This is a genomic window from Cupriavidus sp. CP313, assembly GCF_054072015.1.
The window spans coordinates 57,601-74,054 of the sequence record NZ_JBSVZB010000005.1 but is presented as its reverse complement, the minus strand read 5'-3'; the positions used below and the strand labels follow the sequence as shown (position 1 = coordinate 74,054).

The window sequence follows — 16,454 nt, the reverse complement described above, 5'->3', positions numbered from 1 at the left end:
TGCAGGGCCGATTTTTTTGCCGGCGGCAGGCAACGACTCAATCCACGCCGACGAAGCCCCCGGTCTGGTGCGCCCACAGCCGCGCATACAGCCCGCCGTGCGCCAGCAATTGCGCGTGCGTGCCGCTTTCCACGATATGGCCGTTGTCCAGCACCACCAGCCGGTCCATGCGCGCAATCGTCGACAGCCGGTGTGCGATGGCGATCACGGTCTTGCCCTGCATCAGGGTTTCCAGGCTTTCCTGGATCGCAGCCTCGACTTCGGAGTCCAGCGCGGAGGTGGCTTCGTCCAGGATCAGGACCGGCGCATTCTTGAGCAGCACGCGCGCGATGGCAATGCGCTGGCGCTGTCCGCCTGACAGCTTCACGCCGCGCTCGCCGACCTGCGCCTCCAGCCCGGTATTGCCGTGGGCGTCGATCAGGTGCGGGGTGAATTCGTCGGCGCGGGCGCGGTGCAGGGCTTCGGCCAGTTCAGCCTCGGTGCTGGCGGGCTTGCCGTAGCGCAGGTTGTCGCGGATCGACCGGTGCAGCAGCGAGGTGTCCTGCGTGACCATGCCGATCTGTGCGCGCAGGCTTTCCTGCGTGACCGCGGCGATGTCCTGGCCGTCGATCAGGATGCGGCCGCGCTCGACGTCGTAGAGACGCAGCAGCAGGTTGACCAGCGTCGACTTGCCGGCGCCGGAGGGGCCGACCAGCCCGATCTTCTCGCCAGGGCGCACCGTCAGGTCCACGCCTTCGATGACGCCTGAGCCCTTGCCGTAGTGGAATCCCACCTGCTCGAAGCGGACCTCGCCATGGGTCACGCGCAACGGCTTCGCGTCGGCGCGGTCGGTCACCACGCGCGGCACGGCAATCGTCTTCATGCCGTCCTGCACCTGCCCGACATTCTCGAAGATGCCGTTGACCACCCACATGATCCAGCCCGACATATTGTTGATGCGGATCACCAGCCCGGTGGTGAGCGCAATCGCGCCGGTGGTGACATGGCCCTCGCTCCACAGCCACAGCGCCAGCCCGGTGGTGCCGGCAATCAGCGCGCCGTTCATGGCGGTGATGGTGATGTCCATGCCGCTGATCATGCGTCCGGCCAGGCGCACCTTGTCGGTCTGATCGGCCATGGCGTCGCGCGCGTAGTCTTCCTCGTGCCGGGTATGGGCGAACAGCTTGAGCGTGGTGATATTGGTGTAGCCGTCGACGATGCGTCCCATCAGCCGCGAGCGCGACTCCGTGGCCACCACCGAGCGCTGCTTCACGCGCGGCACGAAATGGAGCAGGGCAGCCACATAGCAGACGATCCACAGCAGCAGCGGGATCATCAGCCGCCAGTCCGCCTGCGCGAACAGCACCAGCGCGCTGACCGCATAGATCACCACGTGCCAGATCGCGTCCACCGCCTGCACGGCCGAGTCGCGCAGCGAGAAGCCGGTCTGCATGATGCGCTGCGCGATGCGCCCGGCAAAGTCGTTCTGGAAGAACGACAGGCTCTGCTTGAGCACGTAGCGGTGGTTCTGCCAGCGGATCAGGTTGGCCAGGCCGGGGTTGATGACCTGGTGCACCAGCACGTCGTGCAGGCCGAAGAAGATCGGGCGCAGCAGCAGTGCCACCGCCGCCATCCACAGCAGTTCATTGCGATGCCGGCTGAAGAACTCCGCGCCGGGCGTGGTCTGGGCCATGTCGACCAGCCGGCCGAGGAAGCTGAACAGCGCCACCTCGATCAGCGCGCCGACCAGGCCCACCAGCAACAGCAGCGCGAACACGCCCCAGACTTCGCGCAGGTACCAGGCATAGAAGCGCCAGACCTGGCCGGGCGGCTCGTGGTCGGGCATGCCCCGGAAGGGGTCGATCAGTCTTTCCAGGCGACGCAACATGGCAGGGTTCCCGTTGTGCCCGGCGCGCCCCGGCGTCTTCGTGGGATGTGGGGGCGCGCGTGCGGCGGATCAGACACAACATGATACGCGCCTTGCACAATGGAAAAGCCCCGCCAGGGGCGGGGCCTTGTCTGAATCGCAGCGCGGAAACTGCTGAAGGGTCAGGGGTGGTGGATGACCATATGCGTGAACGGCGGCACGTAGGCCTGCAGGGTCACGAACAGGCCCACCAGGATCGCCAGCACGATCGAGTGGAAGAACACATAGCGCAGGATGTCGCCCTCGTGGCCGTACCACTTGGTGGCGGTGGAGGCCACCACGATGGACTGCGCATCGATCATCTTGCCCATCACACCGCCCGAGCTGTTGGCCGAGGCCATCAGCACCGGCGACAGGCCCAGCTGCTCCGCGGTGGTCTTCTGCAGGCCGCCGAACAGTACGTTCGAGGCCGTGTCCGAACCGGTCAGCGCCACGCCCAGCCAGCCCAGCATGGTGCCGAACAGCGGGTAGAACACGCCGGTGTGGGCGAATGCCAGGCCCAGCGTGGCATCCAGGCCCGAGTAGCGGGTCAGGTAGCCGACGCCGAACATCGCGCAGATGGTCAAGAGCGAGTAGCGCACCAGCTTGATCGTTTCCCAGTACTCCTTGAACAGGCGCGGCACCGAGTAGCCCATCAGCAGGCCACCGGCGATGGCCGAGACAAAGATGCCGGTGCCGGCCATCGACAGCACGTTGAAGTTGAAGACCGCGCCTTCGATGACGTCCTTGGGCACGACCGGCGGCACCTTGACGATGGCCTTGTCCAGCCCCGGGATCGGGAATTTCCACGCCCACAGGCTATCCATCAGCTTCTTGAACTCGGGGACGCCCCAGACAAAGACGAACACCGTCAGGATCACCCACGGCATCCAGGCCTTGGCCACCGAGATGCCGACCGAGGCGGCGCTGGCGCGCGCATCGGCTTCGAGCGCTTCGGGATGGTCGACCTTGGAGTCGTCGTGGCGGCCCAGGATCCTGGTCGAGGTCCAGATCTCCTTCGGATGCCAGACCTTCAGGAACAGCGTCAGCGAGCCCATCGACACCAGCGCGGCGATCACGTCCACCAGCCACGGGCCGTGGAAGTTCGACACCAGGAACTGCGGGATTGCAAAGCTCACGCCCGCCACCAGGATCGCCGGCCAGATCGCCAGCATGCCGCGGAAGCCGGCAAAGGCCCAGATCAGCCAAAACGGCACGATCACCGAGAAGAACGGCAGCTGGCGGCCGATCATGGCCGACAGGTCGAGCAGGTCCAGCCCGGTCACCGACGCCAGGCCGATGATCGGGGCGCCCAGCGCGCCATAGGCCACCGGCGCGGTGTTGGCGATCAGCGCCAGGCCCGAGGCGGCCAGCGGCGAGAAGCCCAGGCCGATCAGGATGGCGCCGGTCACGGCCACCGGCGTGCCGAAGCCGGCCGCACCCTCGAAGAAGGCGCCGAAGCTGAACGCCACCAGCAGCAGCTGCAGGCGGCGGTCCTCGGTGATGCCGGAGATCGAGTTCTGCAAGACCTTGAATGACCCATTAAGGGTTGTCAGCCGGTGCAGGAAGATGATGTTCAGCACGATCCAGCCGATCGGGAACAGCCCGGACACGATGCCCAGCCCCGCCGCCTTGCCGGCCATCGCCGCCGGCATGCCGAACACCGTGGAGGCGACCACGATGCCGATCAGCAACGCCAGCCCGGCCGCCAGGTGGGCCTGCATATGAAAGAACGCCAGCGCTGCCAGCAGCACGGCGACGGGAACGCCCGCGGCAATGGTCGACAGCGCCATATTGCCTAGCGGGTCATAGACTTGACTCCACACGATCGATGTCCTCCTCAGGTTGGCTCAGGCGCCGGGACGATCTGCGTGCCCTCGGCGCCGTGCATGCGCTTTGCACCGGCGAGCGGCATCCGCCGCGCGCGGGAAAGAACCAGCGATTGTAGGAACGGGTTCCGTGGTCGCTGCCGTACATTGCGTCATGCCTGGCATGAGCCACATTCAGGGATCAGGGTTTCCCTGGGGGGCATTGCGGCGCACGTGGTGCCTTCCAGGCACACCGGCCAGAGTACTCTAAACGGCGCCTGTTGCAAAAGTCTGCGTGCCTGCCACCGGCTCGCATGACTGGCCCGGCAGCCATGCCGGCACTGGCGCAAGCGCCGGCGGTCGGCGCATACTGGCGGGCGTCATGCCGCGGGCGCGCTGCCCGCATCCAACCATTGAATGAGGCTGCCCATGACCGAATTCCTTCCCCCCTGGCCTTTACTGACCGCATTCGTGCTGGCCAGCCTGGTGCTGGCCATCACGCCCGGCCCGGCCGTGGTCTATATCGTCACGCGCACGCTGGCGCAGGGCCGGCAGGCCGGGCTGGCCTCGATCGGCGCGGTGGCGCTGGGCAACCTGGGCAACGCGATCGGCGCTTCGCTGGGGCTGGCGGTGCTGTTCTCGGTGTCGGCGCTGGCGTTTTCGGTGGTCAAGTACGCGGGGGCGGCCTACCTGATCTGGCTGGGCATCCGCGCATTGCGTGGCGGCGGCGCGGCGGCTGACGGCGGCACGGCGGAGGTGGCGCCACGCAGCCTGCGCCAGGTGGTGCGCGACGGTTTCGTGGTGGCGCTGCTCAATCCCAAGACCGCGATTTTCTTTGCGGCCTTCCTGCCGCAGTTCATGAACCCGGCAGGCTCGGCGCTGACGCAGAGCCTGGCGCTGGGCGTGGCCTTCGTGCTGATCGCCGCGACCACCGATGCCTGCTATGTGATGGCCGCCGCCGCGGTGATGCCGGCACTGCGCCGCGCCGGCAGGGCGCGCGCGTTCGGCCGCTACCTGACCGGCGTGGCGTTTATCGGGCTGGGGGTATTTACCGCGGCGTCGGGCTCGCGCGGGGCGAAGTAAGGCAGGACCGCAGGAAAGAAAAAACTGCCGCCGCTCAGCGCAGCGGCAGTTCCAGGATGCCGTCCGCGGCGGGGCGGGCGCGCATCGCGCTCAACCAGCGCTCCAGGTCGGGGCGCGGCTGGTGCTTGAGCGGCAGCCCCATCCAGCGGTGTGTGGCGCAGGCCAGCGAGATGTCGGCCATGGTGAAGCGGTCGCCGCCGATGAACTCGCGCCCGGCCAGCGCCTTGTCCAGCAGCGCGGACAGCGGCTCGGTGCGCTCGCACGATGCCTGGATGGCAGCCTCGTCGCGCTCCGCTTTTGGCTTGCGCACCAGGTTCAGGAACGCCGTCACCATGGCCGGGCTGAAGGCGGTGGTCTGCCAGTCCATCCAGCGGTCGGCCGAGGCGCGTGCCTTGACGTCCTCGGGCCACAGCGTGCCTTCGCCGTAGCGCGCGCACAGGTACCGCACGATCGCATTGGATTCCCACAGCACGAACGGCTCGCCGCCGACATCGGTGCCGCGGAAATCCTCGATCACGGGGATCTGGCGGTTCGGGTTCAGGCGCACATAGGCCTCGGTGTCGAGGTCGCCCTTGGTCACGCCGATATCCACGCGCTCATGGTCCAGGTGCAGCTCGCGCGCGCACCAGACCACTTTCTGCACGTTGATGGAGGAGAGTCGGCCCCAGATACGCAACATGTCGGCTCCTGTGGTGATGTGCGCCCGTGGCCTCAGGCGGCGCGCGCCTGCTTGGCGGCGGCCGCGGCGATGGCTTCGCGGAACAGCTCGCCAAGGATGGCCACGCCCTGCTCGATGCGCTCGGCCGACACCGTGACAAAGGCCAGGCGCAGCGCGTTGCGCTTCGGGTTGCTGGCGTAGAACGGCGCGCCCGGCACATAGGCCACGTTGCGCTTCACGGCTTCTTCCAGGATCACCATGCTGTCCAGGCCCTCGGGCAGTTCCATCCAGATGAACATGCCGCCTTCGGGCGCGTTCCAGGTCACGCCCTCGGGCATATGGCGCTTGAGCGCGTCCAGCATGTACTGGCACTGCTTGCCGTAGAGCTCGCGGATGGTCGGGATATGCGTGTCGAGCAGGCCGTCGCGGATGGTCTCGTAGGCCACGCGCTGGGTGAAGGTCGGCGTGTGCAGGTCCGCCGCCTGCTTGGCCTGGCACAGCTTGAAGTGCAGCTCGGGCGGGGCGATCACATAGCCCAGGCGCATGCCGGGGGCCAGGATCTTCGAGAACGAGCCCATGTAGATCACGCCGTCCGGGTTCATCGACAGCAGGCTGGGCAGCTGGTCGCCGGTGTAGCTGAGCGCGCCGTAGGGATCGTCCTCGACCAGCAGCACGCCCTGTTCCCTGGCGCGGGCCACCAGTGCCTCGCGGCGATCCAGCGGCAGGCGGCGCCCGGTCGGGTTCTGGAAGTTGGGCAGGGCGTACAGGAAGCGCGCGCCGGCGGTCAGCTCGGGCGTCAGCGCCTCGGGCAGGAGACCCTTGTCGTCGCTGGGGATCGAGACGAACTCAGGCTCGAACAGCGAGAACGCCTGCAGCGCGCCGAGGTAGCTGGGCGTTTCCACCAGCACCTTGCTGCCCGGGTCGATCATCACCTTGGCGATCAGGTCCAGTGCCTGCTGCGAGCCGGTGGTGATCAGCACGCGCTCGACCGGCGCGCCATGGCGCTTGGCGACGAACTCGCGCAGCGGCAGGTAGCCTTCGGTCGCGGCGTATTGCAGCGCCGCCTGCGGGTTGTCGGCGAATACGCGGGCCGTCGCTGCCTCCATGGCCGCTACCGGAAACGAGGCCGGCGACGGCAGGCCGCCGGCGAACGAAATGACTTCCGGACGCTCGGTGACCTTCAGGATTTCGCGGATGGCCGAGCTGGTCAGTTGCTGCGCCCGGCGGGAGATGGCCCATTTCATGATGTGTCTCTTGTGGTCTGGGGGATTCTGGGCTGAGCGGCAAGCCTGCCGCTCAGTCAACGATAAATAGTCGTGCGCCCTTCGGCGAAGAAGAACGGTGCGCTTCCGCCTGGTCGGCTACCTGGTAGCTGGTACCCGCGCCGAGCACGAACTGCCGGCCGTCTTCCAGCTCGGTATGGAGCTCGCCGTCCAGCACGAACAGGATATGGCCCTTGCTGCACCAGTGGTCGGCCAGGTAGCCGGGAGAATATTCGACCATGCGCACGCGGATGTCGCCGAACTGGCGCGTGCGCCAAGTGGCCTCGCCCTGCTCGCCGGGGTGGCGGGTCGGCGCGATGGCCGACCAGTCGGTGGTGCCGAAGGGCAGGTTGTCGATGCGCATGCGGGCTTCAGGCCTTCACTTCGGCGATCATCTCGATTTCGACGCAGGCGCCCAGCGGGACCTGCGCCACGCCGAAGGCGCTGCGCGCATGCTTGCCCTTGTCGCCGAACACTTCGGCCAGCAGCTCCGAGGCGCCGTTGGTGACCAGGTGCTGCTCGGTGAATTCGGGGGTCGAGTTGACCAGGCTCATCAGCTTGACGATGCGGGTGACGCGGTTCAGGTCGCCCACATGCGCGTGCAGCGTGGCCAGCAGGTCGATGGCGATCGCGCGCGCGGCGGCCTTGCCGGACTCGGTATCGATGTCCTTGCCCAGCTTGCCGGTCCATACCTTGCCGTCCTTGCGGGCGATATGGCCCGACAGGAACACGGTGTTGCCGGTTTGCGCGGCCATCACATAGGCGGCGGCGGGGGCGTTGACGGCCGGCAGTTCGATGCCGAGGCGGGCAAGGGTGTCGTAGACGGACATGTAGGCTCCAGTCAGTGAATGCGTCCAGGGAGGATCGGTGGCGTTTCCGGGGCGGGGGCAGGTGCGCTTTGCTGCACGGCGGCGCGGCGGCCGAGGGCCACGACGGCGATCACCGCCACCGCGAAGGCGATGGTGGGGGCGTCAAGCGGCTCGGCCAGGATCAGCGCGCCGCCCGCCAGCGTCAGGAACGGCTGCAGCAATTGTATCTGGCCGACGCGGGCCACGCCGCCTTTTGCGAGGCCGGCGTACCAGAAAAGGAAGCCGACAAACATCGAGAACACTGAAACATAGGCCATGCCGCCCCAGGCGCGCGGCGACGCCGCGGCAATCGCCGGCAGGTCGCGCAGGGTCAGCCAGGCCACCACCTGCACCAGCACCGGCAGCGACACCACCAGCGCCCAGCTGATGGTTTCCAGCCCGCCCAGCTCGCGCGACAGCTTGCCGCCCTCGGCATAGCCCAGCGCGCCCAGCACCACGGCGGCGAACAGGTACCAGTCCGCATGCTGCAGGCCGCCGGCACCCTGCCAGACGGCAAAGCCCACCACCAGTGCGCTGCCGGCCAATGCCGACAGCCAGAACGCCGGCGACGGCCGCTCACGCCCGAACCAGGCGGCGAATACCGCGGTCGCCAGCGGCAGCAGGCCAATCACGATGGCGCCGTGGCTGGCCGGCACCTCGCGCATCGCCAGCGAAGAAAACAGCGGGAAACCCGCCACCACGCCCAGCGCGGTCACGGCCAGCCGCGGCCACTGGCCGCCGTGCGGGCGGCGGCTGGCGGACAGCGCGCCGCGCCAGGCCAGCAGCGCCAGCGCCAGCAGCGCGGCCAGCACGGCGCGCGCCAGTGCGACAAAGATCGGGTCCAGCTCGGCCACCGCCATGCGCGTGAACGGCAGCGTCTGGCTGAAGATCGCCACACCGACAAAGCCGAGCAGCATGCCGCCGGAGGCCGGTGGGGCAGACGTCAGTGGCGGTGAAGCGGGGCGGCTGGTGGGCATGGTCGGGCTCTTGGTTGTCATTGGCTCGGAATCGGATCGCCGGGTGTCAGTGCACGCCCGGGCTGGCACTGACCGCAATCCACAGCGCGGTCAGCGCCAGCGCCGCGCCCATGGCGCGGTTGAACCAGCGCACGCGCTGGCCTTGCTGCAGCCATTGCCGCAGCGACGCGCCCAGCACGCCGTACACGCCGTTGCTGACAAAGCCCAGCACGCCGAACACGCCGCACACCAGCAGCACGCGCTGCACCGGCGAGGGCGCGCCCGTCATGTAAGAGGCCGCGACCGCCAGCGCCAGCATCCACGCCTTGATGTTGGCGTACTGCAGCACCGCCGACTGCCACACGCTCAGCGGGCGCAGCACCTGCTTCTGCGCCAGCACCGTGCTGCGCGCGATCTTCCACGCCAGCCACAGCAGGTAGGCCACGCCGGCCAGGTGCACGATGGCGGCCAGCGCGGGCTGGCCCAGGATCAGCGCGCCCACGCCCAGCGCGCACAGCGCCAGGATGCTGGCAAAGCCGAAGGCCACGCCCACGCAGTGCGGCAGCGTGGCGCGCAGCCCGAAGTTGGCGCCGGTGACCGCGGCAATGGTGGTGTTGGGCCCGGGCGTGAACAGGCCCACCGTCAGCAGGGTCAGCAGGGCCAGGAACTGCGCGGCCGTCAGGCCGGTGAGCAAGCCGGACGCCATCACGCGAACGCAACCACCACGCGCCGGTTGGTGCGGCTTTTCTTCTCGATCTTGGTCACCACCACCGCGCCGATCTCGCTGGTGTTGGCCACGTGCGTGCCGCCGCAGGGCTGGCGGTCCACGCCGGGGATCTCGATGATGCGGATGCTGGCCGTGCCCGCCGGCGGCGCGGCGCCGATGGTGCGCACCAGCTCGGGCTGGGCGGCCAGTTCCTGCGGCGTGATCAGCGTGGTGCGCACTGCGGTGTTGGCGTGGATCAGCGCGTTCAGGCGTTCGGTCAGGTCGGCCTTGTCCAGGGTTGATTCCGGCAGGTCGAAGTCGACGCGCGCCGACTCCGGCGAGATGCCGCAGCCGGTCACCGGCACCGGGATCAGCGAGCCCAGCAGGTGCAGGCAGGTATGCAGCCGCATCAGCTTGTGGCGGCGCGCCCAGTCGATGGTCACGGTGACGCGCTCGCCCACGCGCGGCAGCGGCGCATCCGGTGCGGGCACATGCAGGATGCGGCTGCGGTCCTCAGCGTAGATGGTGTCGGCGATGGCGAGCGCGCGCCCGTCGGCCAGTGCCAGCGTGGCGGTGTCGCCGGCCTGGCCGCCGCTGCGCGCGTAGCACACGGTTTCGTCGAGTTCGATCCCTTCGGCGCTGGCCGCCACCACGGTGGCGGTGCAGTGGTCGAGGTAGGGGTCTTCGTCGAAGCGCTTGCGGGTGGCGGACATCGGGGGTCTCCTTGTGGGCTTATTCTGGGTGTGGCTAGCGCAGGGTGCGGATGCCCTGCGCGGTCTCGATTTCGGCAATCAGTTCGGGCGGGCCGTCGGCCTGCTCGATGGCGATGAGGTGGTTGGCGCCCAGCCAGGCCAGCCCCTGGCGCAGCAGCTCGGCGCGCGGGTGGCGCCCGGACAGCTTGCGCAGCGCCAGGTCCTGCCGCGGCAGGCTGACGCCGGGGTAGCTGGCCACGTCCCACTGGATCAGGCTGGGCAGCAGGCCGTCGCCGGCGCTGTCGGCTTCGCCCGGCCAGGCGGGCAGGCTGCCGTCCTCGGGCACGGTGATGCGCCAGTGCAGGCCGCTGCGGGTCATCGGGATGACCGGGGTGATGCGCTCCGGATACTGCGCCTGCCACCGGCCCAGGTCGGCGGGGCGTTCCACCCGCGCGGCCCAGTGCAGCAGGAACGGGCCGTCGCGCAGGCGCTGCTGCACGGCCTCGGTGTCCAGGCCGAACCAGCGCGCACGGGTCGGCGCCGTTGCCGCCGGATCGACCGCGATCACTTCCAGGTAGACGCCGCCGAACATGCCCAGCACGCGGTTGTGCGTGCCCATGGCCGTGTGCGCACCGCCACCCTGGGGCGCAATGCCCAGCAGGCCGGCAACATGGTCCGTGCCGGCGTCCAGGTCGAGCGCGGCGATGACGAGGTGATCGAGGGTGAGCTTCATCTTGGCTTGATGGTAGACAAGGTAGTCGGTACAGTACCGGTACAGTTGAGCGGATCGTATTCAGTACAGTTGCAGGAGCAGCACATGGATGCCAACAGCAGGGATGGCGAAGCCGGCAGCGACACCGCCACCGTCGCCCGTCAGAAGGATAGCGGAGGCGACGCCCAAAGCACATCGGGGCATGCCTCCGGCCGCGCGCTGCGGCTGGTGGTGCCGCCCACCGAGCGCTTCCCGGATCCGATCCCCTCGGCGCAGATGACGCTGGTCGAGCAGCTGACCGAATGGGCCCGCATGCGCATCGACGAGCGCGTGTTCCGCGCCGGCATGCGCATGCCGTCGATCCGGCAGCTGGCGCAAGAAAAGGGCATCTCGCGCTTTACCGTGGTCGAGGCCTATGAGCGGCTGGTGGCGCTGGGCTACCTGGAATCGCGCCGCGGCTCCGGCTTCTACGTGCGCGAGCGCGCCCCGGCCGCGCCCGCGGCGCCGGTGTCCGGCAACGTGGCGGCGGCGCGCAATATCGACGTGACCTGGCTGCTGCGCAGCATGTTCCATACCGCCGAGGCACACAAGGCGCCCGGGCTGGGCTTCCTGCCCAATGACTGGCTCGACGGCGAACTGATCGCCAGCGCGCTGCGCGGGCTGGGCCGCCAGCCCGGCAACCATTTCCTGGCCAGCGGCACGCCGCAGGGGTTCCTGCCGCTGCGCCAGCAGCTGCGCACCCGGCTGGAAGAACTGGAGATCGGTGCCAGCGCCGAGCAGATCGTGCTGACCTCGGGCATCACCCAGGCCCTGGACCTGATCGCGCGGCTCTACCTGCAGCCCGGCGACACGGTGCTGGTGGGCGACCCGGCCTGGTTCGTGATGTTCGGCCGCTTTGCCGCGCAGGGCGCCCAGGTCATCGGGGTGCCGTACACCGCCGAAGGGCCGGACCTGGGGGCGCTGGAGCGCATCGTGCAGGCACGGCGGCCCAAGCTGTTCGTGATCAACTCGGTGCTGCACAACCCCACCGGCACCTCGCTGTCGGCGGCCAAGGCCTTCCAGCTGCTGCGCCTGGCCGAGCAGTACGACTTCCTGATCGTCGAGGACGATATCTACTGCGACCTGTGCCCGCCCGGCCACGCCGCCACCCGGCTGGCCAGCCTGGACCAGCTGCGCCGGGTGATCTACCTGGGCAGCTTTTCCAAGACGCTGGCGGCCAACCTGCGCGTGGGCTTTATCGCCGCGCCCCCGGAGATGGCGTCGGCGCTGACCGACAGCAAGCTGCTGGCGGGGCTGGCCACGCCGGAGATCAACGAGCGCGTGCTGTACAAGGTGCTGACCGAGGGCCACTACCGCAAGCATGTGGAGCGCGTGCGCACCCGGCTGGACCGCGCCCGCGACGAGACCCGGCGTGAGCTGGAGCGCCTGGGCCTGCGGCTCTTTCCCGGCCAGCACGCCGGCATGTACCTGTGGGCCGATACCGGCCGCGATACCAACGCGATCGCCACCGCGGGGCATGAAGAGGGCTACCTGTTCGCCCCGGGCAGCCTGTTCTCGCCGTCGCAGATGCCGTCGGGCTGGATGCGCTTCAACGTTGCCAGCAGCGGCCACCCGGACATGCTGGCCTTCCTGGCGCGCCAGCTCGAGCGCCTGTAAGTCACACCCCGGCAGCACCCGGGCCTTGAAAAATGGCCCGGGCGGCCCTATGTCTGGCGGCACCGGCCACATGACCGTGGCCACACCCACTTTCCAGATTCGCCTGTTTCCAAGAGGAGAACCATGACCGCACCGCACGAGACGATGAGCTTCCAGGCGGAAGTGAAGCAACTGCTGCACCTGATGATCCACTCGCTGTACAGCAACAAGGAAATTTTCCTGCGCGAGCTGGTCTCGAATGCTTCGGACGCCACCGACAAGCTGCGCTTCGAGGCGATTGCAAATCCGTCCCTGCTGGAAAACGACGCCGACCTGGCCATCCGCATCGAGGCCGACCCGCAGGCGCGCACACTGACGATCATCGACAACGGCATCGGCATGAGCCGCGACGAGGCCATCCGCAATCTCGGCACCATCGCGCGCTCGGGTACCAAGGAATTCTTCCAGCAATTGTCCGGCGACCAGCAGAAGGACGCCGCGCTGATCGGCCAGTTCGGCGTGGGCTTCTACTCGGCCTTTATCGTTGCCGACAAGGTCACGGTCGAAACGCGCCGCGCCGGCCTGGGCGCCGAAGACGCAGTGCGCTGGGAAAGCACCGGCGACGGCGAGTTCACCATCGATGCCATCGCCCGCACCGAGCGCGGCACCACCATCACGCTGCACCTGCGCGAGGGCGAGGACGACTTCCTGTCGGCCTGGCGCCTGAAGGGCATCATCCAGAAGTACTCGGACCATATCTCGCTGCCGATCCGCATGCCCAAGGAAGTGTGGGACGCTGAATCCAGCACCTACCAGCGCACCGCCGAGTGGGAAAGCGTGAACCAGGCCAGCGCGCTGTGGACCCGCGCCAAGTCCGACATCACCGACGAGCAGTACACCGCCTTCTACCAGCACATCGCGCACGACAACGAGGCGCCGCTGGCCTGGACCCACAACCGCGTGGAAGGCCGCAGCGAATACACCCAGCTGCTGTATATCCCGGCGCGCGCCCCGTTCGACCTGTGGGACCGCAACCACAAGGCCGGCCTGAAGCTGTATGTCAAGCGCGTCTTCATCATGGACGACGCCGACCAGTTGCTGCCGGGCTACCTGCGCTGGGTCAAGGGCGTGGTCGATTCTGCCGACCTGCCGCTGAACGTATCGCGCGAACTGCTGCAGGAAAGCCGCGACGTCAAGGCCATCCGCGAGGGCTGCACCAAGCGCGTGCTGTCGATGCTGGAAACGCTGGCCGACAGTGAAGAAGAAGCCGAGCGCGCCAAGTACACGACCTTCTGGCAGCAATTCGGCCAGGCGCTCAAGGAAGGCATCGGCGAAGACCAGGCCAACCTGGAGCGCGTGGCGAAGCTGCTGCGCTTTGCCTCCACGCACAACGACACCGCCGAGCAGAACGTGGCGCTGGCCGCCTACGTCGGCCGCATGAAGGAAGGCCAGGACAAGATCTACTACGTCACGGCCGATACCTGGTCCGCCGGGAAGAACAGCCCGCACCTGGAAGTGTTCCGCAAGAAGGGTATCGAAGTGGTGCTGCTGACCGACCGCGTCGACGAATGGATGCTGTCGTTCCTGCGCGAGTTCGACGGCAAGGAACTGGTGTCGGTCGCGCGCGGCGACCTGGACCTGGGCAAGCTCGCCGACGAAGCCGAGAAGGCCGAGCAGGAAAAGGCCGAGGCCGACTGGAAGGACGTGGTCGAACGCGCCAAGGCCGTGCTCGACGGCAAGGCCAAGGACGTGCGCGTGACGCTGCGCCTGACGGCATCGGCCTCATGCCTGGTCTCTGACGAAGGCGACATGAGCGGCTACCTGCAGCGCCTGCTCAAGCAGGCCGGCCAGAAGGCGCCGGACGCCCAGCCGATCCTGGAACTGAACCCGGAACACGCGCTGGTGCACAAACTGCGCGATCTCCCCGAGGGCGATGCCTTCAGCGACCGCGTGCAGGTGCTGTTCGACCAGGCGCTGCTGGCCGAAGGCGGCATGCTGGATGATCCGGCCGCCTACGTGCAGCGCGTCAACAAGCTGCTGGCCTGACGCCCCGGCTGCCCTCGCCGCGCAGGCGGCGGGGGATTCCCATCTCAATGTGTTGTAACGGAGCGCGTGACCGATGACGCTGAAGCGGTGCTTCCCGCCTGTCGTTGACGCCGGCACGCGCATCCTTGTTCTCGGCAGCCTGCCGGGCGAGGCGTCACTGGCGCAAAGCCAGTATTACGCGCATCGGCAGAATCAGTTCTGGCGCCTGACCGGCGATGTTCTGGGCGAAGACCTGGTCCACATGGACTATGCCGCGCGGCTGCAAACGCTTCTGGCGCATCACGTCGGTCTGTGGGACGTGGTGGCGCAAGCGAAGCGAGAGGGTAGCCTGGACAGCAACATCCGGGATCACGCCGGCAACGACCTGGCGAGCCTGATCGAATCACTACCCAAGCTGGCTGTCATCGCCTTCAATGGCGGCACTGCTGCGCGTATCGGTTTGAAGGCCCTTGGGCAGCATGACGACCATCACCGAATCATCAAGCTTCCTTCCAGTAGTCCCGCTCATACCTTGCCCTACCCGGAAAAGCTGCGCGCCTGGCAGGAATTGCAAGCGTGGCTGCCTGTAAAGCCGCGTCTGGCATAGCTCGTTCACGCACCCACGTTACCTGGGCATCCCTTCATACATGCCGGTGACGTCATCCATCACCTGAAGAATACGCTCGCTGGTCGTGGCGATGTTTCTCAACTGTTCCGCGCGACTGACCCCGGTCTGATTGAGTGCCTCTTCAAAGAACAGCCACTGAGAGCCGGCCAGCAGCAGTTCGCGACGGATTGCCTCGGTGTTTTGCGGCGCCGAGGTGAGAAGCTCCTGCGCGGCTGCGAATTCCCTGGTAGCCGTGTCCAGATCCTGCGCCATCTGGGGGGAGGTAATGCCCCAGGCGCGGAACATGCTGATCTTGGCGATTCTCTGCGAGAGCATCCGCTGGCGGCCGGCAACGTTGATCAGCTTACCCATCGTGGTGCCGGAGTGTTTCTCGAGCTGGAGGGTTCCCTGCTGCGCAAGCTTCAGCACGTCCTCGCTTATTTTTGCGATGGTTTTCGCGTTATCGAGATTCGGATCGCCGCCGGACAGCAACTGCTTATAGGGAATCCATGTCTGCTCGAGCCTGGCGTAGGTGTCCTTGATCTCCGGCGTGGGCGCGAACGCCTTCAGCTCCATGAGCTGCTTGTCGAAGAGCGCCGCGGACTGCTCGAGAATCTTCTTCGAACGTTCGACTTCAACGCCGAGGCCAGCCTGGCAGTAAGCCTTGGCCATGCGCTGAGACAGCATGCGCTGGCGGCCCGCCTTGTTGATCGCCGCGTTGATCGTCAGCGTTTCGGCGGAAGCGGTCCCGGCCAGGGCCAGCACCAGGACGCTGCAGACAATCAGGCAGAAGGAACAGAGGTAACGTTTCAAGGGCGTCTCCGCATCAAACTCTGGTTGGTCCTTTGGACGCATCGCTCGAGCCGACGACGTGGCGGATCAGCTGATCCATTTCCTTGATGATGTCCGCAAGCACCTGCGTGATCACCGAGAACTCCCTGCCGTACTCTCCCGCCCGTGCCGCCGAGATGCGCGCATTCATTGCGACGATGTTCGCCTGCATTGAAATACCGCTGAGGCGCTCGGCGAGGTCGGTCTGGCGTTTGCGCACAGCGACCTCGCAACGGTGCATTTCCTCCTGGTAGGCCTGCGTGACGGTCTGCAGCAGTTCAAGTATTGGCGTGGCCTGCGTCACAAGCACATCGAGGGATGACGCTTGCCGGCTGGCGTCGGCCAGTGGTGCGTCTATTGCTGTTCTGACCCGGGCGATGAATTCACGGATACGCGCGTCAGCGCGCGCACTACCAAAGTACAGTTGCTGCAAGGCGCCGGAGAATGTGCCGGGGAAACGCTCATTGCCCGTCACGAGATCCGAATGCGCCGACTCGAACATTGACAGGCACTTGCGTGCGATATCAAGCGCGGCAGTGTCCCCCCGCGAAGCGAGCAACAACTGGAGGACGATCCGTTGCGACAGCATGCGCTGCCTTCCGGAAAGGTTGATCAATGCGCCGATGGTTTCGGCGGACACTTCGGTCTCGGGTGACTGAGTAGGGAGAGCGTTCATGCCATGCCTTGCAGGTAGTGTCGACGCAGACGCAAACCGCGCTGACCGGCAAAGCAAAAGCGCCCCGAAG

At 67.3% G+C, this 16,454-nt stretch carries 16 protein-coding genes; 4 read left to right on the top strand and 12 right to left on the bottom strand.

Going from position 1 to position 16,454, the window contains the following annotated elements:
* Positions 1-37: 37 nt before the first annotated feature.
* Positions 38-1,867: an ABC transporter ATP-binding protein gene (locus tag ACW4E8_RS08950; RefSeq protein ID WP_456804172.1), complete on the bottom strand. Its 1,830-nt coding sequence runs from the start codon at positions 1,865-1,867 to the stop codon at positions 38-40.
* Positions 1,868-2,028: 161 nt separating this feature from the next.
* Complete coding sequence (locus ACW4E8_RS08945) at positions 2,029-3,711, bottom strand: L-lactate permease (RefSeq protein WP_456804171.1); 1,683 nt, start codon at positions 3,709-3,711, stop codon at positions 2,029-2,031.
* Between the two features lie 411 nt (positions 3,712-4,122).
* On the opposite strand from ACW4E8_RS08945, the gene ACW4E8_RS08940 reads away from it, so the two are divergent.
* A complete protein-coding gene (locus ACW4E8_RS08940; RefSeq protein ID WP_456804170.1) occupies positions 4,123-4,776 on the top strand; it encodes a LysE family translocator in 654 nt (217 codons plus the stop codon).
* 34 nt (positions 4,777-4,810) lie between these two features.
* On the opposite strand, the gene ACW4E8_RS08935 is transcribed toward ACW4E8_RS08940, so the two are convergent.
* From ACW4E8_RS08935 to ACW4E8_RS08900, 8 genes are read right to left on the bottom strand one after another with little or no spacing between them, the layout of a single operon-like run.
* Positions 4,811-5,455, bottom strand: coding sequence for a glutathione S-transferase family protein (locus ACW4E8_RS08935; RefSeq protein WP_456804169.1), 645 nt, complete (start codon positions 5,453-5,455; stop codon positions 4,811-4,813).
* Positions 5,456-5,487: 32 nt separating this feature from the next.
* Entirely contained in the window at positions 5,488-6,678 is a 1,191-nt protein-coding gene (locus tag ACW4E8_RS08930; protein WP_456804168.1) for an aminotransferase-like domain-containing protein, read from the bottom strand.
* 52 nt (positions 6,679-6,730) lie between these two features.
* Complete coding sequence (locus tag ACW4E8_RS08925; RefSeq protein WP_010813560.1) at positions 6,731-7,060, bottom strand: DHCW motif cupin fold protein; 330 nt, start codon at positions 7,058-7,060, stop codon at positions 6,731-6,733.
* Between the two features lie 7 nt (positions 7,061-7,067).
* Entirely contained in the window at positions 7,068-7,526 is a 459-nt protein-coding gene (locus ACW4E8_RS08920) for a RidA family protein (RefSeq protein ID WP_456804167.1), read from the bottom strand.
* Positions 7,527-7,537: 11 nt separating this feature from the next.
* Positions 7,538-8,521 (bottom strand): DMT family transporter, encoded by a 984-nt coding sequence (locus ACW4E8_RS08915; protein WP_456804422.1) that lies wholly within the window; start codon positions 8,519-8,521, stop codon positions 7,538-7,540.
* 46 nt (positions 8,522-8,567) lie between these two features.
* On the bottom strand, positions 8,568-9,206 hold the full coding sequence (locus tag ACW4E8_RS08910) for a LysE family translocator (protein ID WP_456804166.1): 639 nt from the start codon (positions 9,204-9,206) through the stop codon (positions 8,568-8,570).
* Positions 9,206-9,919, bottom strand: coding sequence for an alanyl-tRNA editing protein (locus tag ACW4E8_RS08905; RefSeq protein ID WP_456804165.1), 714 nt, complete (start codon positions 9,917-9,919; stop codon positions 9,206-9,208). Before ACW4E8_RS08905 ends, ACW4E8_RS08910 begins: the two co-directional genes overlap by 1 nt.
* Positions 9,920-9,953: 34 nt before the next feature.
* Positions 9,954-10,631: a VOC family protein gene (locus tag ACW4E8_RS08900; RefSeq protein ID WP_456804164.1), complete on the bottom strand. Its 678-nt coding sequence runs from the start codon at positions 10,629-10,631 to the stop codon at positions 9,954-9,956.
* Positions 10,632-10,715: 84 nt separating this feature from the next.
* Here ACW4E8_RS08900 and ACW4E8_RS08895 point away from each other — a divergent pair, with 84 nt between their 5' ends.
* From ACW4E8_RS08895 to ACW4E8_RS08885, 3 genes are all read left to right on the top strand, one after another.
* Complete coding sequence (locus ACW4E8_RS08895; RefSeq protein ID WP_456804163.1) at positions 10,716-12,266, top strand: aminotransferase-like domain-containing protein; 1,551 nt, start codon at positions 10,716-10,718, stop codon at positions 12,264-12,266.
* Positions 12,267-12,389: 123 nt separating this feature from the next.
* Positions 12,390-14,291: a molecular chaperone HtpG gene (htpG, locus tag ACW4E8_RS08890; RefSeq protein WP_456804162.1), complete on the top strand. Its 1,902-nt coding sequence runs from the start codon at positions 12,390-12,392 to the stop codon at positions 14,289-14,291.
* A gap of 73 nt (positions 14,292-14,364) precedes the next feature.
* Positions 14,365-14,877 carry a DNA-deoxyinosine glycosylase gene (locus ACW4E8_RS08885; RefSeq protein WP_456804161.1) on the top strand — a complete coding sequence of 171 codons (513 nt, stop codon included), beginning with the start codon at positions 14,365-14,367 and terminating at the stop codon, positions 14,875-14,877.
* An 18-nt stretch (positions 14,878-14,895) separates the two neighbouring features.
* On the opposite strand, the gene ACW4E8_RS08880 is transcribed toward ACW4E8_RS08885, so the two are convergent.
* Positions 14,896-15,690: a type IV pili methyl-accepting chemotaxis transducer N-terminal domain-containing protein gene (locus tag ACW4E8_RS08880; protein WP_456804160.1), complete on the bottom strand. Its 795-nt coding sequence runs from the start codon at positions 15,688-15,690 to the stop codon at positions 14,896-14,898.
* A 13-nt stretch (positions 15,691-15,703) separates the two neighbouring features.
* Positions 15,704-16,384 (bottom strand): methyl-accepting chemotaxis protein, encoded by a 681-nt coding sequence (locus tag ACW4E8_RS08875; RefSeq protein ID WP_456804159.1) that lies wholly within the window; start codon positions 16,382-16,384, stop codon positions 15,704-15,706.
* Positions 16,385-16,454: the final 70 nt, after the last annotated feature.

What these genes read in the sequence shown, in the direction of transcription:
- ACW4E8_RS08950 (WP_456804172.1), bottom strand. Translation starts at nt 1,867, where the DNA reads ATGTTGCGTCGCCTGGAAAGACTGATCGACCCCTTCCGGGGCATGCCC.
- ACW4E8_RS08940 (WP_456804170.1), top strand. Translation starts at nt 4,123, where the DNA reads ATGACCGAATTCCTTCCCCCCTGGCCTTTACTGACCGCATTCGTGCTG.
- ACW4E8_RS08935 (WP_456804169.1), bottom strand. Translation starts at nt 5,455, where the DNA reads ATGTTGCGTATCTGGGGCCGACTCTCCTCCATCAACGTGCAGAAAGTG.
- ACW4E8_RS08930 (WP_456804168.1), bottom strand. Translation starts at nt 6,678, where the DNA reads ATGAAATGGGCCATCTCCCGCCGGGCGCAGCAACTGACCAGCTCGGCC.
- ACW4E8_RS08925 (WP_010813560.1), bottom strand. Translation starts at nt 7,060, where the DNA reads ATGCGCATCGACAACCTGCCCTTCGGCACCACCGACTGGTCGGCCATC.
- ACW4E8_RS08920 (WP_456804167.1), bottom strand. Translation starts at nt 7,526, where the DNA reads ATGTCCGTCTACGACACCCTTGCCCGCCTCGGCATCGAACTGCCGGCC.
- ACW4E8_RS08915 (WP_456804422.1), bottom strand. Translation starts at nt 8,521, where the DNA reads ATGCCCACCAGCCGCCCCGCTTCACCGCCACTGACGTCTGCCCCACCG.
- ACW4E8_RS08910 (WP_456804166.1), bottom strand. Translation starts at nt 9,206, where the DNA reads ATGGCGTCCGGCTTGCTCACCGGCCTGACGGCCGCGCAGTTCCTGGCC.
- ACW4E8_RS08905 (WP_456804165.1), bottom strand. Translation starts at nt 9,919, where the DNA reads ATGTCCGCCACCCGCAAGCGCTTCGACGAAGACCCCTACCTCGACCAC.
- ACW4E8_RS08900 (WP_456804164.1), bottom strand. Translation starts at nt 10,631, where the DNA reads ATGAAGCTCACCCTCGATCACCTCGTCATCGCCGCGCTCGACCTGGAC.
- ACW4E8_RS08895 (WP_456804163.1), top strand. Translation starts at nt 10,716, where the DNA reads ATGGATGCCAACAGCAGGGATGGCGAAGCCGGCAGCGACACCGCCACC.
- htpG (WP_456804162.1), top strand. Translation starts at nt 12,390, where the DNA reads ATGACCGCACCGCACGAGACGATGAGCTTCCAGGCGGAAGTGAAGCAA.
- ACW4E8_RS08885 (WP_456804161.1), top strand. Translation starts at nt 14,365, where the DNA reads ATGACGCTGAAGCGGTGCTTCCCGCCTGTCGTTGACGCCGGCACGCGC.
- ACW4E8_RS08875 (WP_456804159.1), bottom strand. Translation starts at nt 16,384, where the DNA reads ATGAACGCTCTCCCTACTCAGTCACCCGAGACCGAAGTGTCCGCCGAA.